20 protein-coding genes, 1 pseudogene and 1 riboswitch are annotated in these 24,298 nt (G+C 42.9%); of the genes and pseudogenes, 6 read left to right on the forward strand and 15 right to left on the reverse strand.

All coding sequences use genetic code 11. The features are described from left to right. Positions 1–437: 437 nt before the first annotated feature. A complete protein-coding gene (gene ltrA, locus AB6E78_RS00005) occupies positions 438–1,910 on the forward strand; it encodes a group II intron reverse transcriptase/maturase (protein WP_017091811.1) in 1,473 nt (490 codons plus the stop codon). A gap of 159 nt (positions 1,911–2,069) precedes the next feature. After that, on the forward strand, positions 2,070–2,666 hold the full coding sequence (locus tag AB6E78_RS00010) for a tyrosine-type recombinase/integrase (protein WP_016792302.1): 597 nt from the start codon (positions 2,070–2,072) through the stop codon (positions 2,664–2,666). Positions 2,667–2,830: 164 nt separating this feature from the next. Here the strand turns inward: AB6E78_RS00010 and AB6E78_RS00015 are convergent, their stop codons facing one another. From AB6E78_RS00015 to AB6E78_RS00035, 5 genes and pseudogenes are all read right to left on the reverse strand, one after another. Further along, positions 2,831–3,061, reverse strand: a complete 231-nt coding sequence (locus tag AB6E78_RS00015) for a hypothetical protein (RefSeq protein ID WP_065584872.1) — start codon at positions 3,059–3,061, stop codon at positions 2,831–2,833. Next, complete coding sequence (gene gspS2 / locus AB6E78_RS00020; protein ID WP_016788065.1) at positions 3,062–3,427, reverse strand: type II secretion system pilot lipoprotein GspS-beta; 366 nt, start codon at positions 3,425–3,427, stop codon at positions 3,062–3,064. It lies immediately after the preceding gene. Then, on the reverse strand, positions 3,384–4,520 hold the full coding sequence (locus AB6E78_RS00025; RefSeq protein WP_372113046.1) for an alanine/ornithine racemase family PLP-dependent enzyme: 1,137 nt from the start codon (positions 4,518–4,520) through the stop codon (positions 3,384–3,386). Before AB6E78_RS00025 ends, gspS2 begins: the two co-directional genes overlap by 44 nt. Beyond that, complete coding sequence (locus tag AB6E78_RS00030) at positions 4,517–5,722, reverse strand: DUF1611 domain-containing protein (protein ID WP_108085955.1); 1,206 nt, start codon at positions 5,720–5,722, stop codon at positions 4,517–4,519. The genes AB6E78_RS00025 and AB6E78_RS00030 overlap by 4 nt, the downstream gene beginning before the upstream one ends. 461 nt (positions 5,723–6,183) lie before the next feature. Next, positions 6,184–6,453, reverse strand: a pseudogene (locus AB6E78_RS00035) (carboxypeptidase M32); the annotation flags it as partial. A gap of 391 nt (positions 6,454–6,844) precedes the next feature. Here AB6E78_RS00035 and AB6E78_RS00040 point away from each other — a divergent pair. Next, the gene (locus AB6E78_RS00040; RefSeq protein ID WP_102321458.1) at positions 6,845–7,123 is read left to right on the forward strand and encodes a hypothetical protein; all 279 of its coding nucleotides are present in this window, start codon (positions 6,845–6,847) and stop codon (positions 7,121–7,123) included. Positions 7,124–7,652: 529 nt separating this feature from the next. Here the strand turns inward: AB6E78_RS00040 and AB6E78_RS00045 are convergent. Both AB6E78_RS00045 and AB6E78_RS00050 read right to left on the reverse strand, forming a co-directional pair. Further along, positions 7,653–8,564 (reverse strand): LysR family transcriptional regulator, encoded by a 912-nt coding sequence (locus AB6E78_RS00045; protein ID WP_017069525.1) that lies wholly within the window; start codon positions 8,562–8,564, stop codon positions 7,653–7,655. 330 nt (positions 8,565–8,894) lie between these two features. Beyond that, positions 8,895–10,367, reverse strand: a complete 1,473-nt coding sequence (locus AB6E78_RS00050) for a carboxypeptidase M32 (RefSeq protein WP_372132304.1) — start codon at positions 10,365–10,367, stop codon at positions 8,895–8,897. A gap of 297 nt (positions 10,368–10,664) precedes the next feature. Between AB6E78_RS00050 and AB6E78_RS00055 the strand changes: the two genes are divergently transcribed. After that, positions 10,665–11,300 (forward strand): LysE family translocator, encoded by a 636-nt coding sequence (locus AB6E78_RS00055; RefSeq protein WP_017077131.1) that lies wholly within the window; start codon positions 10,665–10,667, stop codon positions 11,298–11,300. Between the two features lie 106 nt (positions 11,301–11,406). Here AB6E78_RS00055 and AB6E78_RS00060 read toward each other — a convergent pair whose 3' ends face one another. The 4 genes from AB6E78_RS00060 to AB6E78_RS00075 all read right to left on the reverse strand — a co-directional run bounded on the left by AB6E78_RS00060 (position 11,407) and on the right by AB6E78_RS00075 (position 16,468). Continuing rightward, positions 11,407–12,882: an aerolysin family beta-barrel pore-forming toxin gene (locus tag AB6E78_RS00060; RefSeq protein WP_017063796.1), complete on the reverse strand. Its 1,476-nt coding sequence runs from the start codon at positions 12,880–12,882 to the stop codon at positions 11,407–11,409. Between the two features lie 560 nt (positions 12,883–13,442). Beyond that, complete coding sequence (locus AB6E78_RS00065) at positions 13,443–13,904, reverse strand: hypothetical protein (RefSeq protein WP_017059728.1); 462 nt, start codon at positions 13,902–13,904, stop codon at positions 13,443–13,445. Further along, positions 13,901–14,713, reverse strand: a complete 813-nt coding sequence (locus AB6E78_RS00070) for a transcriptional regulator (protein ID WP_372132300.1) — start codon at positions 14,711–14,713, stop codon at positions 13,901–13,903. The genes AB6E78_RS00065 and AB6E78_RS00070 overlap by 4 nt, the downstream gene beginning before the upstream one ends. A gap of 384 nt (positions 14,714–15,097) precedes the next feature. Continuing rightward, positions 15,098–16,468 carry an alanine/glycine:cation symporter family protein gene (locus tag AB6E78_RS00075; RefSeq protein ID WP_372132297.1) on the reverse strand — a complete coding sequence of 457 codons (1,371 nt, stop codon included), beginning with the start codon at positions 16,466–16,468 and terminating at the stop codon, positions 15,098–15,100. Between the two features lie 128 nt (positions 16,469–16,596). Beyond that, positions 16,597–16,716: riboswitch (glycine riboswitch) on the reverse strand. Between the two features lie 609 nt (positions 16,717–17,325). Between AB6E78_RS00075 and AB6E78_RS00080 the strand changes: the two genes are divergently transcribed. Beyond that, positions 17,326–18,060, forward strand: coding sequence for a chromosome partitioning protein ParA (locus AB6E78_RS00080; protein ID WP_372132295.1), 735 nt, complete (start codon positions 17,326–17,328; stop codon positions 18,058–18,060). A 322-nt stretch (positions 18,061–18,382) separates the two neighbouring features. After that, positions 18,383–18,598, forward strand: a complete 216-nt coding sequence (locus tag AB6E78_RS00085) for a hypothetical protein (protein ID WP_372132292.1) — start codon at positions 18,383–18,385, stop codon at positions 18,596–18,598. Positions 18,599–18,741: 143 nt separating this feature from the next. Here AB6E78_RS00085 and AB6E78_RS00090 read toward each other — a convergent pair whose 3' ends face one another. The 4 genes from AB6E78_RS00090 to AB6E78_RS00105 form a co-directional block, all read right to left on the reverse strand. Further along, on the reverse strand, positions 18,742–20,283 hold the full coding sequence (locus AB6E78_RS00090) for an alanine/glycine:cation symporter family protein (RefSeq protein ID WP_372132289.1): 1,542 nt from the start codon (positions 20,281–20,283) through the stop codon (positions 18,742–18,744). 560 nt (positions 20,284–20,843) lie between these two features. Continuing rightward, the gene (locus tag AB6E78_RS00095; RefSeq protein ID WP_372132286.1) at positions 20,844–22,016 is read right to left on the reverse strand and encodes an ABC transporter permease; all 1,173 of its coding nucleotides are present in this window, start codon (positions 22,014–22,016) and stop codon (positions 20,844–20,846) included. Next, positions 22,013–23,314 (reverse strand): ABC transporter permease, encoded by a 1,302-nt coding sequence (locus AB6E78_RS00100; protein WP_372132283.1) that lies wholly within the window; start codon positions 23,312–23,314, stop codon positions 22,013–22,015. Before AB6E78_RS00100 ends, AB6E78_RS00095 begins: the two co-directional genes overlap by 4 nt. Positions 23,315–23,321: 7 nt before the next feature. Beyond that, positions 23,322–24,296: an HlyD family secretion protein gene (locus tag AB6E78_RS00105; RefSeq protein ID WP_017070946.1), complete on the reverse strand. Its 975-nt coding sequence runs from the start codon at positions 24,294–24,296 to the stop codon at positions 23,322–23,324. Positions 24,297–24,298 lie beyond the last annotated feature (2 nt).

Consider the following 24,298-nt stretch of genomic DNA (forward strand, 5'->3'; position numbering starts at 1 on the left):
TTCGTGAGAGGACGTTCCTCCTGATAACCACAATTGGGTGAGTGCTAGGGTGTTGGTATGATGAACGTAAGTGAATCCATTTAAGATGCGTTATACGTGGATCAGCGGAAGTGGTTAATACGCTGTGGCCAAAAGGCATGAGAGTAGGAAAGAGATTGGACAGTGCTCTTTCGTGATCAAGACGCTCTCCGCATTATAGTGGGCATCTAACCCGACGTTGCGCGACATACGGAACAGGGTAAGCCTGTACTTCTCCCTTTGGGAAAGCGGTCTGCAAAGACAGCCGATAGTGGTGCAGGTAAAGGAGGCTAGAAAAAGCGAAAGCCGCGTTGTAATGATGCGGATACAGGTTGTTATCTGGCGCGAAAGCGAGCTGACTTCTAGCTGGTCTCCCGTTGCAAGATAATTTGAAGAACTTTATTCAAGGAGAAATGCAAATGGTAGCTTCAAAAGAAGTTAGTGCCTCTCCTAACGGCACTCGATGGCAATCCATTAACTGGAAAGCCGTCGAACAACACGTATTAAAGCTTCAAATACGCATTGCAAAAGCAACTCGAGAAGGTAAACGCAGTAAGGCGAAAGCATTGCAGTGGATACTAACTCACTCAAAAGCGGCAAAACTTCTTGCCGTTAAACGAGTGTCACAAAATAAAGGCAGCAAAACGCCAGGAATCGACGGCATCATCTGGAATACGGATGCTCGTCGTGTGGCAGCGGTTAATCAATTGAGTCGGAAAGGCTACAAAGCTAAACCACTCAGACGTATCTATATCCCCAAGAAAAACGGCAAACTCAGACCTTTAGGTATTCCGTGTATGATAGATCGAGCGCAACAAGCGCTTTATCTACTTGCCTTGGAGCCTATCTCTGAGACCATTGCTGACCTAAATAGCTATGGTTTTCGACCTAATAGAAGCACAGCCGATGCAATCGAACAATGCTTCAAATGCTTGGGTCTTAAACGTTCAGCACAATGGGTTCTTGAGGGGGACATTAAGGCTTGTTTCGATAAAATTGGTCATCAGTGGCTAATCGATAACATTCAAACAGATAAACGAATGTTGAAGCAATGGCTTGAGTGCGGTTTTATCGATAAAGGACTGTTTTACAAGACAGCAGAGGGGACGCCTCAAGGCGGTATAATTTCCCCAACGCTTATGCTGTTGACGTTAGCAGGTTTAGAAAATCTGGTTAAGTCGGTAGCACGTAAAACTGGCGATAGAGTCAACTTCATTGGATACGCTGATGATTTTGTAATAACTGGGACTTCAAAGGAAGTTTTGGTGAACAACATCAAACCGCAGCTAATTAGCTTTCTAGAAGAAAGAGGTTTAACACTTTCTGAAGAGAAAACACACGTAACTCATATCAATGATGGTTTTGATTTTTTGGGATTTAATCTCAGAAAGTACAAAGGCAAACTGCTTATTAAACCAAGTAAGAGCAACGTACTGTCATTTTTGAGTAACTTACGTGAACTCATCAAAAAGCACGCAACAATTCCAGTGAACGATCTGATTAAAATACTGAATCCAAAACTGAGAGGTTGGGCGAATTATTATCGTCATTGCGTGGCAAAGCGAACTTTCGACTATGTAAGTCATCAACTTTTCTGGTTGTTATGGCGTTGGGCGGTAAGGCGTCATCCGACGAAAAACAAAGATTGGGTGCGTAGAAAATATTACTTGAACCGACGAGGTGAATGGCAATTCCATGGTTGGCAAAAGATCGCGAATATGGATTGTCATTTTAATCTGGTTCAGATAGCCAAAACGCCAATTAAAAGGCATGTAAAAATTATGAGCAAGGCAACGCCTTATGATCCTTTTTACGAACCTTTCCTTAAAGAACGAAAGGCAAAGAAATTGGGACGAAACTCATGGTTCGAACCTGCTTTAGCTGCATTGTGATTGCTGGGTAACGTAATACGCCTTAGCGGAGGCTTGAGCTGTATGCAGTGAAAGTTGCACGTACAGTTCTTAGAGGGGCGGCACTTGGTAACAAGTGTCGTCTACTCGACATTTCCTTCCAACTACAATCGTGATGACCAAATTAAAAAGGAGGTCATCATGGTAGTTTTCAACAAAACGAAACGAAGTGGCGTCAAAAAGCCTTTTCGGCTTGAGGAAATTTGGCGGATCAGAACCAGATTAGAAATTGAAAATAATTTGATGCAGCTTGCGTTGCTCAACTTAGCTATTGATAGCAAACTTAGAGCAAGTGATTTGCTCGTTCTCAGAGTTTGCGATGTATCTTCGCAAGATAGGATATTTAACCGCGTTAAGCATATCCAGCGCAAAACAGATATTGAAGTTCAATTTGAGATAACGACAAGAACTCAACAGAGTCTAATGAAATGGATTTTGATGGCTTCGCTACATGACAGCAATTTTATTTTCCCAAGCCAAAGGCGAAAGCAACAACCGATTAGCTATTCGTACTATCGATACTTAGTGAGGAGATGGGCTTCTAATCTGGGGTTGGATCCTAACTTGTATGGCACTCACTCGATGAGGCGAACAAAAGCGACGTTAGTCTACGCAAAAACGAAAAATATCCGAGCGGTGCAGCTACTACTTGGTCATACCAAGGTAGATAATACAATCCGCTATCTTGGGGTTGAATTAGAAGATGCATTGTTGCTTTCAGAAGGTACTGAGTGTTAATCGAAAAGGAACCTAAATACTTAGGTGTTTCAATTGCTATTACGCTGAAAGTTGTTACCCATTCACCGCTACACTTGATTATTTTCAATACATTAAGTGCAAATACTACTAATCTGTCCAAGGTTTAGATGGCCTTAAACAGATTAGGTATACACAAGCTTAAATTAAACGTTGGAACGCGCGTTTTTCTTCTTTGATTTATAGGCTTTCATTGAAATTCTTAAAGCAAGCTGTTTTTGTTTAATTGAAATGAGTTGTCTAGTTACGACCTTATGGTGTAACTCTGTGATAAAGTTTTTTTCCCAAGGCGTAAGGCGGTCAAACCTCAATAAAATAGTGTCATTGAGTACATTGAACAACTCGTATTGGCTTTTATCCATTCGACTGCTAAGCATTCAATTAGAGCACTTAGCTAGAGAAATGACGTTAAGGCTTTCTACTTTCTCATTTTTTCCTAAGGTAATGATTCGATAGGAGATCCCACTCTCTAATAGTGGTCTTATTTCGATGTTGTCACAAAAACTAACGGCGACTTTTTCTACTAATCGGTCCATATTCAAAGTTTTCTTTTTTACGAAAACAAGAGTGACACTATCGCCCTCTGACTGTGCATTTACGAGTGTGATTGAGCCTAACTCTTGTGGAAGTTGGCTTGAAATAACTGTCGCTCTATAATCGGCAAGTCCATTAGATTTTATTGGGCTTATCTGACAACCGTTAAGCATGACACTGACGAAGAGAATTACAGTTGTTCGTAGCATTATGCGCTCCTTCTTCCTTTCTTCTCCCTTTAGGTGCCTTAAAATATTTATGGATATAACGTGAAGACATAGAAGATAAGAGCGCACTGTAATCTAAACTGAATGTGACTTTTTCCCCTACAAGTAGTGGTTTCTGTGAGGATTCAAGGACAAGGTGATCGCTAGTTGAAGACATGATCTTAATCCCATTCGGAGCCTTAAGCCCGCCGACACAAACATCTTGGCGGCCTAATGCCAGAATAGCTTGCGATACCTCCCCTCTATCTTGAAGGTTTTCTTTTTCACCAAAAGCATTTAACCCCCGACTTCCCCAAGGCAAAGTCGGTTTAATTTTGGATTCAATCACTTCAGCGGTCAAAGAAACCGCATCCGTATGTAAGCCTTTGATATTTTCGTGCTCTAAAGGCTCACAGCCTAAAAAAATTGCTTCTCCTATACGAAGGTTATTGACTCGAGTTAAGCCTGTTCTCTGAAGAGCCCAGTTAACTGAAGCAGAATTACCCCCTGAAATAATTTCTAGACTGACCCCAAATGTAGCTTCAATTCCATCGGCAAGATCAGAAAGAATATTCATATTTTTATCATCTGGAGCGACACCATACCGACAAGCTAAATTCGTACCAATTCCTTTTATCGTGATGTTTGGTAAAGAAATAATCTCACGGATAAAATCAATAACGCGATTAGGCATCACACCTTCTCTGAGATCGCCAAGCTCAACCATAATAATAATATCGTGACGACAATTTTGTTGTTCCGCTGCATGTGAAAGCCTCTGAATCACTTCAACTTCAGAGTTTAAACTCATATCACTGTATTTTATTATGCTCGCCACTTGACTGAGCATGGGTGTACGTATCAGCATTTTAGGGATAGCAATGCCAGATTCAGTCATCTTTTGAAGATTTTCGATTCTTGAATCGGCTAACATTGGTGCGCCAGCATCAATAAGAACTTGTGCGATGATAGGGTGACCGAGGAAGGCTTTTGTTACAGGCGTAACGGATATATTTTTCAGTGAGAGCTGAGTAATCAGGAATTGAGCGTTATGGTGAACTTTCCCACAATCGATGTCTAACCTAGGGTAGTTCACCCTTTTTCGGCCAGTTTACTTTCTATTATAGGGAAAGCTGACGTTACGATGTGCAACAGATGTTCGACAGGTTGTGACAAGACATCAGTAACAGGTAGACCAAATTCGGTAGTGTAACTGTCTATCACACTGCGTGTTTCATCCAACGACATATCTTCATGATTCAGTGTTAGTCCAATAACATTGGTATTAGAAAACGTTTCGATAAGATTGATTTCTGAGGCAATCGAAGGCATTGGGCAATCAGGAAAATCACTACGATATAAACGTTTAGGGGCATGTTGCAGTATCACACCCGTTGGACAGCTGCCACGTAAGATAAAAGCGCTGGTTGAAAACGCAGGGTGACTCAAGGCTCCTTGCCCTTCAATAATAATCAGATCCGGGTTTTCTTTTTCATAGGCCTGTACAATGACAGATTCCAACTCACCGGCACAAAATTGTGAAGGAACAGCATCGAGTGCAACGCAGTATTGTGCGCCTTGCATAATGCCTGTTTGACCGGTGGCAATCAGAACGACGTTAAGGCCTTTTTTAGTCAGTTCATTCGTTAATATTGTTGCTGTTGTTCGTTTTCCTAGCGCGCAATCCGTCCCCATGACAGCAATTCTCGGACATTTAACGTTGTGTATTTTCCCGATAAACGTTTTCAGATCGCCTTTATTTTTGGGTTTGCGAGTATCGAATATTCGAACGTTATTCTTTAAGCTGGCTTCTAAAAATAGAGGATCATCGGTTAGGAATTCATGTAAGCCATTTACGATGTTCATTCCTAGTGACATGGCATTTAAAATTATGCTTTTATCTAAGTCAGATAAAAAGCCACTTGATGGCGCAATGCCAAAAATGAAGTAATCAGGAATGCTTTCTGCGTGAATGATAGCTTCTTCAGCATTAGCAAGGATAGGTATTCCATTGGCTTTGTTATCAAGAACTTCACCAGCATCTAAGCCAGCAGACTCACTATCAATAACCGATAGAATACGATAGCTTAACGAATGTCTCACTAACCCATTAGCGGTTTTACCATCAATTTTACCAAAATTACCTTCGCAATATATAATCGCAGAAGGGATGACAGGTTTTACTTTCTGAGCAAGTGGTAACCAAGGTGCGAAATGGGGTACATCGTTGTTGATTTCTACATTTTCAATTCTAGTGAGTTTGAAGATGTTTCTTAACTTTTGGGTTGAAATGGACATAATTAAAGCCTGCGGTGAGGCTTAGGAGGGCAACTAAGGAGTGCCGAGATGTGAGTTCGGAAAAGAAAAGAAGTCCCCACTAAGCGGTAGGGATAACAACCAAGGTAACACACTCACCAGACTTTTGTTGATTATTATTAATACGCTTTCTAAGTCTATCACTTTCAGGCTTCACCCATACTAACGTGATTGATTAGAGATCTAAGACTCATTGTTCAACGTCGCCGTATCAACCTCTCAGCTTTAAGGTTTCAAGATACTTTTTCTAATATTAGTTAAGTGAATTAGAGTTTTGAGTTTAACGCGTTTTTGTCCAATTTCGTGCTAGTAGGTACCAGAATCTTCCGTGATTGTTAAGTTCGATGAAGGGATAAAACCTTCAAATCAATCTAAGTATGTTTTGAAAATGTGATTAAAAAGGCTGAATCAATAAACTGATCAGCCTCTATCGATTTATTCCATTAAAGGTAACGACTTCTCAAATGATCTTTGAAGTATTGCGCATTCAAGGTTTCACCTGTTGCACCTTTCACCAAATCATCAGTAGTAAGCAGGCTGCCTTTGCTCCAAATGTTCGATTCTAACCAATTGAAGATAGGGGATAGGTCACCGCTTTCAATCACTGAGTTCACATCCACTGTTTTCTTCATTGAAGCCATGAACTGAGCCGCGTACATCGCACCTAATGTGTAAGGTGGGAAGTAACCGAATGCGCCGTCCGTCCAGTGGAGAATGTGACCTGCATTTTAAGGTAGTTGCGGCTGTCCAAATTATTGCTAACGGGGCGACTTAACTCACAAAGTACGAAAAGTGGGGGCAGAGTACAGTTCTTGACTCAAACGAATTCGCTAGTTTTTGCTCTGTAAATCGCACTGAAAGAGTCACACACATACAAGGTAGTATGAGCATAGCCTTGAACAAGCCCAAAATCCTCGCTGAGAGCGTTTGAGGAGGTCTGAGGGTTGTTTTTGGTAGCTAATTTACCCATTTACCATAATAAGAATGATGAACTCCGACTTTAATTGCATGAAACGAGAGCTATCTATTTAGTTTCACTGCTGCGACAATCTTAATTTCTTACTAAACTGGAATTAGTATTGAACTAATAAAAAAGGAATAGTTATGCGAATTGTTTTTTTTGTTTTTGCTCTTTTTTTTTCTTCCCTTTCATTTGGAGGTTTTAAACCAATTCACGATAAAGCCTTAGAAGAAAAAGCACTCGATGCATTAGAAGTTCACTTAGTAGCTGAAGGTTTGATAAGAGATGATGCTGAGCTAGCTCTCGCGTATGAGGAGGGAGGGAAGAGTATTTTTTTCTTTCGAGTAAGAGTGCATGAAGGTGGGGATGAGTTATATAGGGTTTTTTGCTCAAAGGCTAGGTGCCGTTTTAGTTATAACTGACAATTGAAGTTGTAGTGGTCTAATGATCCCTGACAATCACGTAAGCGACTTTTTCTATCCTTTTAATTCATGCTTTGCTTAATTGGCAATCTTGCTAAAACGGAAATGTCCAGAGGCTTCATAAGCCTGAAGCTTTACTCGTGGCGCTTTTCTTGCAAAGTGCCTGCTAGCTCAGATCTGCCCCAAAATCACTTAGATTGAATACTCTACATCGTTTAGGATGCGAACATTTTCCCTACTAAAAGTCATCCATCCTTATGAACTTTAGTTGTGAACAATTGCTATGTATCACATCAACCATTTAGTCACTTTATCTTCACGGGCTGGGGGTAAAATCACAACAAACTGTATGATATCTTTTATATTATTTAAAGGTACAGGGAAAGTGACATGACTGAAGAGATAGTCAGCTTGATACCTCACACTCCTATATAAAGGGTGTAATCCATCAAAACTCGAACTTAAAGTTAACTGAAACGAAAACAAGGCTCTAATTGAACCTTGTTAAAAAATTGGATGAGTCTATGAGTTAACGACGGAGACCGTCTTCAAATCGCTTGCGATAATTGTTTATCACGGTGATTAACGACTTTTTAATATCAACAATTTGTTTGGAATGTGGACACCAAAGCGCGAAGCCAAACTTGAAGCCCTCTAGCATCTCATCGGCTTCAACTGGCTCAATGGCATGATTGGCAAACTCAGTATTAGCGAAGGTTTTAGGCAGTAACGCCCAACCCAACCCCGCTTCGACCATCTTTATCACTAGGGCAAGTTGATCGATTGCTTCATTGTCTGAGCTGTAAATAATCTTCTCTGACATACCTTCTTCAATAAAAGATCGTAAGACAAATTGTTTGCTGTTTTTCAGAGCTACCAAGACTGCACTTTTCTCCAACCTAGATAGATCTCCACCTTTTTGAACAAAAGGGAGAAATTCGAAATGCCCAAGGAAAGTCGCATCAAAGCTATACATCGCCTGACGGTCATGCACATTGACGATACCAAAATGGTATTCGCCACTATCTATGCCTCTTTTGATGTCCTGTTTATTCCTAACAAAAAAGTTCACGCGCATTAGCGGAAAATCGCGAAGAAATTGCTGGCGGATTTCAACCAAAGCGCGATGAGGAATCACACTAGAATAAGCGATGTTGACGCTTTCTAATCCACCATAAGAGAGGCTTAGCGCCAATTTATCGAAAGTACGCGCTTGCTCGATGGTTAATTTAGCATTGTGATAAAGAAGGTGACCATCTTCAGTTGGCTCTACCGAACGCCCCACTCGTTCAAACAAACTGACCGCTAGTTGGTCTTCAAGGTTGGTAATCACCTGCCCTATCGTAGTTCGGTGCTTATTGAGTTTGACCGCGGCTTTGCTAAACGAGAGTTGTTCATAAACGGTCACGAACGCGAGAAGTTGTTCAAAACTAAAATTCATAGGTTTCGCTTCCTTTCTAGAGTGATTTACTTAAAATATGATAACTGATCTGCACCAGTGATACTGGACACTCGACTAAGCGAGTTGCCCTACTTCTGTTAATTCATGACTTACTAAATTAGATAAAACGCAACTCGGAAATGTCCAGAACCTTCACAGATGGCACTTCGTAACTCAGAAGTGCCCCTTTTCTAGTTAGAACCAAAGCTACCCTTCAGCCATAATTGTGACTTTTGACTTACAATACTTGTACTATGCTTTTTTCAGCTTGGTTCTACTTACACAGCAAGCTCTGCAAGTAGAAACCTTCAATGTGGTTGGGCGTTTTATCTACAGATAACGACTTCTCAAATGGTCTTTGAAGTATTGCGCATTCAAGGTTTCGCCCGTTGCACCTTTCACCAAGTCATCAGTGGTCAGCAGGCTGCCTTTGCTCCAAATGTTTGATTCTAACCAAGTGAAGATAGGGGATAGGTCACCGCTTTCAATCACAGAGTTTATATCTACCGTTTTCTTCATTGAAGCCATGAACTGCGCCGCGTACATCGCACCTAATGTGTACGATGGGAAGTAACCAAATGCGCCGTCTGTCCAGTGGATGTCTTGCATACAGCCGTTAGTGAAGTTACCTTGAGTGCTTAAACCAAGGTAAGACTGCATCTTGGTATTCCATAACTCTGGCACGTCAGTGTGTTTGATCTTGCCGTTGATCAAGTCACGCTCAATCTCGTAACGCAGGATAACGTGTGCAGGGTAGGTCAGTTCATCAGCATCGACACGGATGAAGTCTTTCTTCACGCGCGTGTAGATCTTCTGGAAGTTTTCTTTCTCAAATTCTGAGCCTGAGAATTGCTGACCAGCCAAGTTCGCTAAGTGTCCAATGAACGGGTCGCTGCGGCCGACTTGCATCTCGAAGAATAAAGATTGAGATTCATGAATGCCCATAGAACGAGCTTCCCCCGCTGGTTGTCCTGCTAGGTGTTTTGGTAAGCCTTGTTCGTAACGTGCGTGGCCTGTTTCATGCACAATACCCATTAAGCTTTGAACGAATTCCGCTTCGTCATAGCGTGTTGTGATACGCACGTCTGAAGGGACACCGCCACAGAATGGGTGAACACTTTCATCCAATCGGCCGTGTTCAAAATCGAACTGAAGCAGCTTCATGACTTCTAAACCCAGTGCTTTCTGTTTCTCGGTCGAATAGATACCTGATGGTGCGTTAAATTGCTCGCTCGATTGTTTTTCGATCACTTCATCAATTAAACCTGGAAGCCAAGTTTTAACGTCTGCAAATAGGGTATCAAGTGAAGCAGAGCTGGTGCCCGGTTCATAGATATCTAGCATTGCATCATAAGGCGTTAGATTCGCCGAGTCGGCGCGGATCTGAGCTTCTTCGCGAGAGAGTTCAACCACTTCACGCCAGTTCTTTTCGAATCCAACCCAGTCGTTGTTACCACGTTGGCTGCGCCATGCATGTTCACACTTTGAGCCAGCTAGAGATTTGGCTTCAACCAGCTTTTCTGGGAGTAGATTGGCTTGTTGCCATTGGCGTTTAATTTCGCGCAGAGACGATTGTTGCTCGCCATTTAGCGCTTCGTTTTCAGCGTCTTCAATCCAGTCACCAAGCTGTGGTTGCGTCATTAATCCGTGAATATGAACCGAAAGCTCGGCCATTGCTTCACTACGAGCTTGGTTACCACCGGCAGGCATCATTGAAGCTTGGTCCCAACCACAAATCGAGGCTAGGTGTTGAAAGCGTGAACATTTTTGAGAGTGTTCGACTAGTTTTTTGAATGCGCTCATTTGACTACTCTTAATTTGGTTTCTGTAAATGATCCTTAGGACTGCGTCAGCGTTAAGGTTCATCTCTCATGTACTTTGATTATGGCTCACTTTTAAAAGACGCTTACCTTCGGAGTCGAAGATATAGCGATAAAAGCATGAGGCGGTACGATGCCTTGAATTTACTATTTCTTAACAAATCAAACTGTTCTATTGTGCACAAAATCAGTGAGTTGTATAGCTGGTGGCAATTGTTGCTTGCGAATTGTTCAGAGACACGGTATTGATGATAGATCGCTGAACAACAATGACAATAATATGGATATTTTGAACTTTGAGGCATTTCTAATTGCCATCACTATTTTAACGCTAACGCCGGGCTTAGATACGGCTTTGGTTATTCGTAACACGAGCCGCTCGGGCTTATCTGATGGTGTAATGACCAGCTTTGGTATTTGTAGCGGCCTCTATGTACACGCCTTTTTCTCTGCTGTGGGTATTTCTGCAATTCTTGCCCAGTCTGCTGAACTCTTTCAAGCCGTTAAGATGGTAGGTGCAGTTTACCTCATCTGGCTTGGCTTAAGCAGTTTGCGAGCGTTGATGAAAAACGGTGGCGGTTTGAAGGTCGGAGAACAAGCTCAGCAGGCTTACAGTGCAAAGCGTTCTTTGCGTGAAGGCTTTCTGTCTAACGTTCTTAACCCAAAAACAGCAGTTTTCTATCTGGCCTTTTTACCTCAATTTGTAAACCCTGAAGGTTCGCCTTTATTGCAATCTATGTTGATGGCTTCGGTACACTTTATGATTGCGATGGTATGGCAATGTGGTTTGGCTGGCGCTCTTAATTCCGCTAAAAACTTGCTCAAAAACGCGAGTTTTATGAAGTGGATGGAAGGCGTGACGGGCATGGTGTTGGTTGGGCTGGGTGTTAAGCTTCTGATGGAAGAGCCTGTGTAGTTCACCGTTTTCAGTTGAACATGAATATATGAAAGCCCACGATGTGTCGTGGGCTTTGTGCTTTATTACTGGTAGATCTTTGTACCGATCTTATTCTACAGCGCAGTTATTCAACGACGCTAATGTTCATCTCAGCACCTTCGAAACCTAAGTCACTCAACTCATCGGCGTTAAAGTTGGTGGTAACTTCGATGTCGCCAATGCGCTCAGTAGATTCGTTGACGGAATCAGTACTTCTTTTGCTGCGTAGATTGTTAGTAATTGGTGTTGCTTGTCCAATTTCGATAGTACCTGCAAATTGAGATTCAGCGTAGAAATCTCCAGACACGTAAGAGTGGAAGGGGCGTAAGCTTCCGCCAGTCGCGTATTGCATGCTTGATAAGCCAGCTTCTTTAATCGCCCAGCCCCAATCCCACCATTTAGTTTCACCTGGGATGTAACGGTGATCCCATTGGTAGCGAATGTCGGCAGATTCACTGCTGCCACGGCCCATGGTGAAGGTATGAGCCTTGTACGGGCGGTTATCTGGATGAGAGTGCCACGCGTTGCCACCCCAACGAAGGAAGCCGTTGAATTCAACATCGTAGCTAATATCGGCGTTGAATCGGTACGGGTAAGAGATGCTTGAACGATACAGCTCAACTCGAATCGGTAGCTCCGAATTCGCAGGAACCATAGGACGAGCTTGAAGTGTTACTTGTTCGCTAGTGGAGTTGCCATTTGTTTCAGCGAAGCTTTGGTTAGCCTCGAACTTAACGGTGAGCTTAGTTTCGCCAACCAAAGGCCACTTGAAGGTGTTCTCTGTTTGAACGCTCTGTGAGAATCCGTAGCTGTTCGTTTTCGACCAGTTTGTTGATTCGTCTACTTTTAGGTCTACCACCACTTGTTGCGCGATGTTGCTGTTGTTTCTTGCCGTCGCGTAAACCGTTTTCACTAGTTCACGATCCGACTCGACAACATCACCATGCCAAAAGTTGTCGTCGTTAACGGTGTAGGCAAAATTGTCGACGGTGATTTTGGTTTTTTCATCACAGCGATAGCCGCTACAAGAGCCATTGTTATTTCCTTGTATTACCCAACTGTTGCCAGAGCGCTTTATCGTCATGTCTTCGCCCACGTACTGACTGTTATTACCGCCAACCCAAGCGTAACCTAGGTTGTGGGCTAAGTAGCTTAATGGGCGTACAAAGTCGTTACGGTTGTTCACTAATTCATACTGAACATCGATTTCGCTGCCTTCCTGAACCGATTTGGCGGAATAGTTAGGGATTTCAGATTGGTCGTTGTTTGGGTAACAGAACGTTGACCCACTGCTTGATTGCTTAATTTCGCCATGATAACCCGGCCCCATGATTACCCAGTTTCCTTTTAACCCGGTGATCTGCCAAGTGCCCATGCGAGCGACCAAAGTACTCTTCTGCTCTTCTGCTTCATAACGGTCTATAGGACGATAACCAGAGCGACAGACATCTTCACCAAGTTGGTCAAACACTATTTGGTCTGGGTAAATCTTCGCATTTACACCGGTTGATAGAACAGACAACACTGCGGTTGCTAAGAGACTTCTGTTTACTGTGATCATTAACAATTCCCTCATTTGTAATTTTTCTATTTTGATAATGTTTTGTGTGCCGTGCAGTTAACAAGACAAGTTCACTTTTTCATGTTGATAAATAGATAGATACTGAAAAGGGTTGAATTAAATTACCCAGTTAATTCAATGGCTTGTATTGTCATTAGTGTTTTTACGGTGAAAGAGTATGCAACTGAACGTAAATTGTTTGATGGGGCTCAAACCGTTTTTAGAAAAATGAAGGCCCATTATTCGGGCTTAGACGTCAAAATTATTTGACGTTATTTTTGGCGTTTGTATGAATGGTTAATTAGAAGAACAGGTATAACCATTCACAATACTCGTAGTTTTAAGGTGGGCAGGTAGTGAGTGACAAAGAGTAAAAATCTAACTTGAATATTTTGCTTTGCTATCGGTTTTAAAATGCAAACACTTAAAGTAAGGAAGACTGTAATAATTGTATTACTGATAAAATAATGAAAATAACCATCCGTTTTTTATGTGTAATATCGGAAAAGCTTGCTACTTGATAATAGGGCACTTGTTGCTAGTGGTTAAACTATCTCTAATTATCGTTTGGCCAGAAGTTGCGTTCGGCCTGTATTACACGTTTTAATGATGGCAAATAAATCATTCGAACTTAAGATATCAATCTTTACCGTTAATGGGTCATTGTTGATTAACAGGTAAGGCGCCAATCGGCTGTCATTCATTGTTTTATTTATTTTTTGCACAGAGACTAAGTCAATGGTGCCAGAAATAGAAAAGAAAAGTGATTGAGAAGGACGGGCTGTTCCTCTGAATCGCAGAACAAGTGGGTCGGGCATGTTGTCGTCTTGAACGGACATCAGGTGCAGCACCTTGTTGTTACTTATTTTCGTTAATCCGTCGGTACGTAATACATTGTCATTCACTATCAGGTCCACCACGCTATGTTGGTAGCGATGCTCTTCTTTTGGTTGGGGCGAAGGGATACTCCATATGCCAACCAATAAAACGAATGCAGAAATGAGCGCAACGATTGGCATCATAATTGACCTCTTTCTAGGAATAGGGCCAGTTCGGTACTGGCCTGATCTAGTTGGGTTGGCGTGTAAAAGATGTTGACGGACTGGCGTGTGGCTTTGTTCAGAATAGAGAGCTCAGAATATTCCGCTTCTTCGCTAATGTACGCCACGCAATCACATTGATACTGATAGAGAATGCTTTCTAGCTCTGGCGTCATCGCCATTTCAGGGGCTTGGAAAACTTGTATTTGACCTATCCATTGCTCGCTGAGCCGGTTAATGGGGTTGATATCGCTGAGGTTTCTCTCATTAACCTTAGCAAAAGCCAATAACGCTGATGCCAACAGTAAGCAGCCAGTGGTGAAGTAGCACAACTTGTTTCGGTTTTCAGCAGTGGGAAAGTAAGCCGACGAACTTTGTTTAGGGTTAGGCTTAGGTTCGACTGCAACAGCTGCACCGATAGCAATACCGTTATTGCCGACGGGTATCAGGTTGCTCGCATCAGCAAGGGGAGTTGTGGCTGCATTATTGATGGGGGAGTCGATTACCACGCACTCATCGATAAGGCGATAGCCCACCTTAGGAACGGTGACGATTGGGGTTTCTTTGATGCCTAATCTAACGAACCCTTGGCGCAGTAAACTTATACTTTTCGCTAGTGACGTATCCCCTATGAACTCGTTTCCCCAAGCGAAGCTAATAATATCTTGTTTGTTAACAATATCGGGTGAGTTTTTATGTAATAACTCCAGGACCCGAGTTTCACGGTATCCTACTTTAATAGAACGTTCATCGTTATAAATACGGTTTTTAATCGGGTCGAATCTGATCATATAGCCAACGTTTTATTTTTATTATAATTCTCTCTACAATGTAGATGACTATAAACTGACTAATATATGAATTAAAGTCACATGTTTTATTCTTCTGGTTTTTTGTGTCGTTGAAACGAAAATAAATTTAATATGTTTGTTACAAAACGCCTGACACCAACGCACAATCTGTTAAATATAAGTAATATCTAATTAAGTGTTGGTTTTATTAGTGTCCTGTTTAGTAGTCTACTATTCGCTTTATTAAATCGCATAGTGGTCGATTTAATATTCTTGTTATTTATAAGGGCATATGTGCTGCATAATAATTTAAGACGTTTCGCTATGTGATGAAAATAAAAAAGCCCGCAGTTAAATGCGGGCTTGGTATTCAATCACTTCAGTTTACGCTTTAACTGCTTCACAATCATTTGAAGACGTCAACGGTTTGAAGAATAGCTTGGTTTCTTCGATAACAACGTGGCGCAGCAAGATAAGCCCGATTAGGTTCGGAATTGCCATTAGGCCGTTCACGATATCAGCCATTATCCAGATCATGTCGAGCTTTAAGAATGCACCAGAAGCCACCAACGCAATGAAGATGATCTTGTAAGGCAATACAGCTTTGGTACCTAGCAAGAACACAACACAGCGCTCACCGTAGTAGTTCCAACCTAAAATTGTTGTAAACGCAAAGAAGATTAAGCCAACAGAAACCAACATAGGGCCAAGGGTATCTGCATTCAGACCAACAGCGAATGCGTGAGTGGTCATCGCAGCGCCTGAAAGATCAGTCTGCCAAGCACCCGTTAAGATAAGCGCCAAACCTGTCATCGTACAGATGATGATGGTGTCGAAGAAGGTACCTGTCATAGAGACAAGTCCTTGTTTCACACATGAGTCTGTTTTAGCCGCTGCTGCAGCCATTGGTGCGCTACCTAGGCCAGATTCGTTCGAGAACACACCACGAGCGATACCTGATTGGATAGCAAGCATGATGCTCGCGCCAAAGAAACCACCGGTTGCTGCTGTGTTGGTAAACGCAGAAGTCACAACAAGGGTAATGGCATTCAGTAGTTGGTCGGCATTTGAAATCAGAACGCTTAAACACGCGACGACGTACATAACCGCCATAGTAGGAACAACTTTCCCTGCCACTTTAGCGATAGATTGGATACCACCAAGGGTAACCACTGCCACTAATATCGTAAGAACGACAGCAGACATCTCACGCGAAGCGCCAAATGAGATTTGAGTTGCGTCCAAGATAGCGTTGATTTGTGGGAAGGTACCGATACCGAAGCAAGCAACGCCGAGCGCGAAGACAGCGAACATTACCGCTAAGATTCGTGAGCCGACACCGTATTGCAGGTAGTACATTGGGCCGCCAACCATTTCGCCATTGCTATCGGTTCTGCGGTATTTAACGGCGAGTAGACATTCTGCGTACTTGGTCGCCATACCAAATACAGCGGCAAGCCACATCCAGAATAGGGCACCAGGGCCACCAATCTTGATTGCGGTCGCTACACCAACGATGTTACCTGTACCAATGGTTGCTGAAAGTGCAGTACACAAAGCCGCGAAACTCGATACGTCACCCGTACCAGATTTGTCTTTGCTGAACACCATTTTCAGTGCAGTTGGGAGGTGTCTAAACTGGAGTAAGCCTAAGCGAAAAGTAAAGTAGATACCTGTACCCACTAGCAGAATAAGCAGTGGTGGTCCCCAAACGAATTGGTTGATGGTTTGTAGTGTAGCTTGTAGGTGGTTCATAGATTCCCCTTAATAAATTAAAAATTTAAGGAGAAGAGGGAAGGCAGTACAGATCTCAGGGATCGGGGGCACTACTTAATACATACGGATTTCTAGATAGAATTCTTGTGTTAATTAAGGCTGTTGCTTTCCACTCCTCTGTCCTTTTGCCTGAGAGTTTCACTTAGCGAATCACTTATAGATAAGTAACGGGCACTAAGCTTGCTCCTTCGGCGACCGATCTAACGGTTCTCTCCAGAGGTTCCTCCAACGACAGTCCTCACTTTTCTGGATTTCTCCAGCATAAAGCACCTGAAAGATTTACTTCTTCGGCGGGTCAATCTAACTAAATGTTAATGTTTAGTTAAAAACCACTCTCCTGCAGTCTTCATCGGAACAATTACCTAAATAATTAGGTAATCTGTAGGCGTATCCTAGATCATATAAAATGTGATGTCAGCTACAAAATATCTGTTTGCACAAATGTTGTTCAACTAAATGATCAAACAACGAGTCTCTGACGTAACTTGCTTATTTAAATGGTATAAAATAGAGAAACAAGGAGGAGTTATGACTCGACTAATAGCGATTGTTTTTTTATTGGCTTTGGCATTTGTACTATTTCGTTACCGGACAAACGAAAAACTGCAAAAATGGGTAGTGATAGTTATCGTTAGCAGTTTCCTTTTGTATACTGCCAGCTTGATGATTTCGGAGTTAACTCGTTAAGCCTGCCTGTAAACAGGTGGGATGAATGTGTTAGTAAAGCTTAAGTGCTTCTGGCTTGAGCGATAGGTTTAACTGAGCCTTCACAATCAGTATTGGCATTCGTGTCAGTGACCGCGTAACGTTAAATAAATTTTTGGGAGTACCCGCTAGTGAACCAGCAATCTGGACAAAGCGAACAAGATGAAGTGGTTGTTATAGAAGAACGCGATAAGCGCAGTCAGCTCTATATCGGCATTGCTGCGGTTATAGGTTTAGCACTGGGTGGCTTAATTGGTTCTACAGTTACGGCTTCTAAGTGGGAGTCCACTTACCAGGTACTCGAAACTCGTTATCAAGAACTGCATGACAGCAGAGCACAGTTGATGACATCCGTTGAAACTAAAGTGGCAAAAGTTGATACCGAAATCGATGCGAAAGTAGAAGCCGCTCTAGTGAAACAAACGGAAGAGCATCAAAAAGAGCTCCAGGAATTAGCGAAGCAGTCTTCGGTTTTAGAGAAGGCGAACTACTCGTTAGAGCAACAGCTAAATGAACAGAAGCAAACGTTAGAGCAAACTCAGCAAGACAACCAGAAACTTAATCGTCAGGCTGACATGCAATCGACTTTGTTTGAGCGTGCGCGTGAAGTTTTCCGAAAAGAATTACAGATTTCTCAAGAACTTGACAAACTTGAGAAAGAAAGAGATCAACTCGAGCAGAATCTTGGTTCTCTTAAGAAAGCGTGTGATGTTTACTTAGATGGCACATCATGGGATGCGAAATCTGACGCGTGTGAGAAGCAAGATAACGCTAACTCTCGACTGAGCGATATCAGACAAATGATTGAAGTCCACACCATGGATCTCAAGCAGATCAAAACGCTCACTGAAGAGATGGGTTTATAAGCTGAAGGCTTTACCAACCTAACGTTAGTTTTGCATTAAATATTGAAACGCCCACATCACACACGTGATGTGGGCGTTTTGCGTTTGTCGAGAGCATAGATCCGGTGCGTTCTCATTATAGATTATTTAAGTGTTTTCATTGTTTGCTTAGATATTTGTGAATAGTTACGTATATCCACAATGATATGTTACTTGTTGTCTATTAAATGACTTTGCATACATATTTTCAGCTCAGAGTCGCTGCATAATAGTGTTGTTCAGGATGAACACGCAGTCGATTGCTAGCTCGCATTTGGCTGCTTTGACGACAAGGGATGGAGTGATGCCAGAGTATCTTTGTGAGAACTGCACCATAGCTTATTGTTTCGATGATTGTCGCTCGCCATTAGCGCAAAAAGAGATGATCAAAGTAGAAGAGTTGGTTCGTCGTGTCGATGATGAACAGAGTGAAAAGGGTGAAAAGAGTGAGCAGGGCATTGAAGGTAGTTATTCGCCTAATCGTTCAGACATAAAAAATCCCCACAAGCCAAGCTGGTAGGGATTTTGGATAAGTTGCAGTCCTGTTCTCGTTTTCTCAAGCAAAGGGTCTTACAAAAATTTTTAGAACAGTTTCGTTTTTAGAGCTGTGTCGTTTCTTAGAATGCAGTTGGCTACTAGAGCAAAACCTCATTCCACTAAACGTTATTTCTCATACGTTTTGATTTCGCCTGATTCCACACGAGCAACAAACGATTGCAGTTCTTTCTTCACAACTGGCATCAAGAAGTACAGACCAAGAATGTTGAAGATAGACATCGCAAAGATAGCCGCATCAGAGAAGTCGATTACCGCACCAAATTGAATCGTGGCACCAATAACAACAAACACACAGAACATCACTTTGAAAATCAGCTCCGTTGTTTTGCCTTCACCAAATAGGTAAGTCCAAGCTTTAAGACCGTAGTACGACCAAGAAATCATCGTCGAGAACGCAAACATGATTACTGCGAGAGCGAGTGTGTATTTGAATACTTCTGCCGTTTCAGTAAACGATGCAGCAGTCAGCGTTACACCCGTTAAACCAGAGCCATCGAATGGACCTACGTTTAAACCAGCGATAGTGATAACCAATGCGGTCATTGTACAAATGATTACCGTATCAACGAACGGTTCTAATAGTGATACTAGACCTTCGGTGATTGGTTCTTTTGTTTTAACCGCTGAGTGAGCGATAGCTGCTGAACCTACACCTGCTTCGTTCGAGAATGTTGCACGTTTCAAGCCTTGAATTAGCGCACCAATAAATCCACCAACAACACCTTCACCAGTAAATGCACCTGTAAAGATTGCGCTGAACGCAGGGCCAACTTGATCAAGGTTAGAACCGATGACAATCAGAGCCATACCGATATACAGAGCAGCCATCCAAGGAACAACTTTTTCTGTTACCGATGCGATAGAAGGCATACCACCAACAATCACAGAGAAAACTAAAGAGGCAAGTACAAGGCCAGTGATCACACCGTATTCACTTGGTACATCAAATGCGTAAGTTAACATGGCGTGTGCTTGGTTAGCTTGGAACATGTTACCGCCGCCCAATGCGCCTAAAATACACATTAATGCGAAACCAATAGCGAGCACTTTACCTAGTCCGCCTAAACCTCTTTCACCCAGACCTTGGCTTAGGTAGTACATTGGACCACCCGAAACAACACCTGAAGGTAGGATAGTTCGGTATTTCACACCTAAGGTACACTCACAGAACTTAGAAGCCATACCCAGAAGGCCACACAAGATCATCCAGAATGTCGCGCCAGGGCCACCAATCGCAAGTGCAGCACCTACACCGGCAATGTTACCAAGCCCGACAGTACCAGAAAGCGCCGTTGTTAACGCTTGAAAGTGAGAAACCTCGCCGTCCTCTTTAGAGTTAGGATCGGTATACTTACCTTTGATAATGTCTATCGCCATGCCGACACGTTTAAATTGAACAAAGCCAAAATAAACAGTGAAGATGATCGCAGCGAGCAACAGCCAGCCAACAATCACTGGGAAGTTAGCTTCACCAATCGGTACACTTTTAAATATCAGCCCAACGAACCAACCTGTGTATTCGTTGAAAAAACCATCAACACTTTGACTTAAGTTGCTGATAGCTTGGTTAAATGATCCTTCTTCTGCAAATGCACTGGAACTAAACAATAATATAAACCCAAAAAATAATTTACGTATGTTTTTCATGGTTTTCCCTGTCTTTTTAATAAATTATGTTTGTTGCTGTTGTGTTTGTTTTCTATTTGATTTGTATATCTCAGTGGTTTATCTACTTCATTCGACGGCAACATAAACGGCTGTAGCTAGGTCGAAAAACGAAATAAATATAAGTACTGATCTTGCTTTGTATGGATATCCTTTTGGTATGTGCACCAATAAGACTATGGTATTCGGGCTACCAAGTCCTACTGATAATCCTATACATAAAAATAATGCCAACAAAGAAATTTTTACAATAAATTTACAGTTGTTCGGGTTTTGTCATCATTTGGGAATAAGTCGATGCTTTTTATGCTGAGAAAAGCATATGCAGTAGCTGCTATAGAGTCGGGTGAAGGAGAATTCAGAGTGATGGGCTGGAGGGACATAGAGGGCGCGTAGGGGATTTCGAGTATTCGATATGTTTTCGAGGTGTTTAAACATACGAAGGCTAAAGGTGTGTTCGGATCTTAGGATATTAAAAAAGCCCTTTATAAGAGCTTTTTTGATGAGCGGAAAGCATGACTACTTTCCGATAGCACATAAAACTAAACGGCTCGATCACTATTGCTATTGCCAACCATGCTTTTGCTGGATTTGTGGTAGAGCTTAAGTGCCAATAACGAACCCCACAACAAAACTTGTCCCCAGAGTAATGTCCATTGAGATGCCACCTCTTGCCAAGATGCACCCATCTGATCAAGTGCTAAGAAACCTTGGATAGCCGGTGTGCTTGGGAACAGTTGTGATAATAGAACTAACCATTCGGGCATCATTTCAACTGGCCAGATAAAACCTGAAGAGAAGATCAGTGGCATTGAACTGATTAACACTACAACCGTGACTAGCTCTCTTCGTGGCACTAACTCACCAATAAAAATCCCGATCAAACAACTGGCCAGTAAGAAGGGCAGAAGTAAGGTTAAGATCTGTGTTGTTGAGGCGAGCTGGTTTATCCCATACATCGAAAAGCTAGCGCCGAAATAGTACATCGACAACAGGTAATAAATGCCGACTAAGGTACAACAGCGGGCAAGCATCAGTTTCGCTGGAGAGGTCTTACTCCAGTAGCCAAATGTCGATTGAGCATTTTGGGTTGCACCAACTAAACCTGAAGCCATGGCTAAGGTTTGTTGCAGGATCAACACAAAGACGGCTGGAACTACGTAATCGATGTATCCCATGCGACTATTAAACGTTGGTTTCAGGTTCAAGCTGAATGCACTGTAGCCTTTGGCTGCCGATTCTAAAGGCACACCTTCGACTAACAAATGGCTGACCTTAACTTGCGCAGCTAACGTACCACCGGCCTTGGCAAGCCCTTCAACAATGGTTCCGTAGACCAAAAAGTAAGAAGCATCACCAGCGTAAGAAAGTGTCGGGCTCTTACCGAGCAACAAGTCTTTATAGAAATCTTCTGGAATGACAAGGAATCCGCCAATCTCTTGGTTAAGCACGGCTTGTTTCGCATCGGCGATGGTGGAGTCTCGACGGACCAATTCGATCTGAGAGGTGGCATCCACCATACGCTCTAATTGATAGCTGCTTTGACTCTTATCCAAGTTCACAACCGAAGCTTTCAGTTGTTGAGGAACTTGGTTCGCGTAAGGCAATGGATACAAGAAGGAATAGAAGACCACACCACCAAATACCGTAAGAAGCACGACAGGGTTGCGCAATACCGCTAAGAGTTCTTGCTTGAGCAGTTGAGTAAAGCTCATCGTTTTACTCCTTGTTGTGCTGATGCTTCTGGCTGTGTTGACGGCGTTGTTTTTGCAGATATAGCTGCTTTTGTAGATGGATCTGCTTGTGCAGTTAGAGTTGATTGCGCCAAGTGTTTCTTAATTAGCAACATTACCACGAAAGCAGGAACTGCGTACCACAACATAGAAGAGAGGCTGATCAAAGACTGTGCTGCGCTCACACCATAACTAGACTGCGCCGTTTGTACTTCGATGTAATGACTCACGGGCAATAAGCTTCTCCAAATTTGAGCTGCCGTGTTCATGTCTGTCACTGGAAAGGTGATGCCCATGAACGCAAAACTTGGTGCCGTAAATGCGCCAGCGAAACTCATCGCCCTTGCTGGATCAAGTGTTAAGAAGAAAAACAAACAACCCATAATGATACAACTGATCACGGTTAGCAGTTGGGCAATAGTCAATGCCACAAAGCTGCCGTTAAATGGCCAGTCTAAGAGCACATAGAACCAAAAACTAAACGCGATACCAAACATCAAAAAAAAGACAAGGTAGGGCGTTAATGTTGATGCGAGTGACTTCATAGGGGCGTTGGATAACCAAGCGTGAAGCCCACGAGCTCTAACGTTCGCCGTCAAAACCAATATCGTGCCCACCACAATCATGATCTGCCACAGTGCAGGAATAACCGCAGACACCAAGAACTGTGCATAACTGGTGTTCTTGTTGAACAGCGGCGTGATCTGGCTTTGTACCGTTACTGCTTGGCCTAATGCGGATTGCACCGTGGTATCACCGTGTGACAGCTGTTTCACGACTTCAAGTTGCGCGTTAAAAGTCCCTTGAGCCTGCAGCAAGGCAGAGTTCACCAGCTTACCGATTAAGATAAATTGGCTGTTATAGAATACAGACACTTGCGGATTCAAGCCGAGCAGAAGGTCTCGGTCGAAGTGCCTTGGTATCACAACATAACCATAGATATCACGTTCGATCATCGCTTTCGCCGCATCACTCGCAGAGCTGTATTTCTGAGTGACTTGCAGCGTTGGTGACGCATCAACAAGGCGTGTGAACTGTTGCGAGATTTGACTGTGCTCAAGATCGACAACTGCGACCGGTAAGTCACGAGCGATCCCTTGTGAAAAAATCAGCCAGATACTGGCAGCAAGCAGCAAAGGAATCCAAGTTAGGCAAGACAACAACCATTTGTCTTTGCGGACAATCGCCCACTGCCGAAGCAAGGTATTCTTCGCTCTATGATGCTCAGTTGATTGCGAGCCTCTAGATTGCGATCCAGTATATTGAGAGTTAGCAGACATAAGTAACCTAAAGCTCAACCACTAGGCTCATGCCCATACGCAGTGTTTCGCTCGTATCGACAGGGTGCGCTTCTACTTCAAAAGTACGTAAATCGAAGCCTTGTGCTGCGTCTGTTGAGCGCCAAGTTGCGAAATCACCCATTACGGCGATGTGAGTTACTTGGAAAGTTAATGATTTATCCAGAGCCGGTAGGTACGCCTCAAACTGGCTGCCTTTCTCGAAATGCTTAAGCATGTCTTCACGAACATTGAGCACAGCCCAAGCATCCTTGGTGTCGATAACAGTCACAACAGGGAAGCCTTGTGGTGCAAGTTCTCCACTGCTCAATAGAACCTGAGAGACTTCGCCATTAAACCAGCTGTGGATCTGTGTGTCTTTTGCGTAAGCTTCAACTTCCGCTACCGCACCCGCTGCCATTAACGCTTTTTGAGCGGCGGCCACTTTGGTTTCGTCACGCGCACCTTCTTGCGCTAATTGATACATTTGGAATGCAGCGCTTTCGGTGTACTTCGCCGCTTGCCACTGTGTTTTGGCTTCATCACGCTTCTGCTCGGCAACCACACCATCGTTGTAAAGGTTGTTTACACGTTGGTAGGTTTTGTCCATCAGATCGGCAGCTGCTTTGGCTTTCAACCATTGGTCTTTAGCCGCTTGGATCTGTTGAGTACGCGCGCCATTCTCTGCTTCTTGTGCTAATGCACCAGCGGCTTTCTGACCAGCTTTTGCTTGCTCTAGCTTCGCATCAATCTCAGGGCTTAGTAGAGAGAAGATCAATTCGCCTTTTTCAACCGAATCGCCTTTGCGCACGAATATTTCATCAATTCTGCCAGGTACTTTCGATGAGATGCTGTATTGCTGCACATCGATTTGACCTTGAAGCTTAACCGGCTGAGGTTGATAAGCTTGATAGAAACTGTATCCGACCCAGCCAATAACGCCGATACCAACTAAAGATAGAAGAAGGGGCTTAATAGGTTTCATGA

The organism is Vibrio sp. 10N.247.310.98 (assembly GCF_041467395.1).
Classification (GTDB): Bacteria; Pseudomonadota; Gammaproteobacteria; order Enterobacterales; family Vibrionaceae; genus Vibrio; species Vibrio crassostreae_C.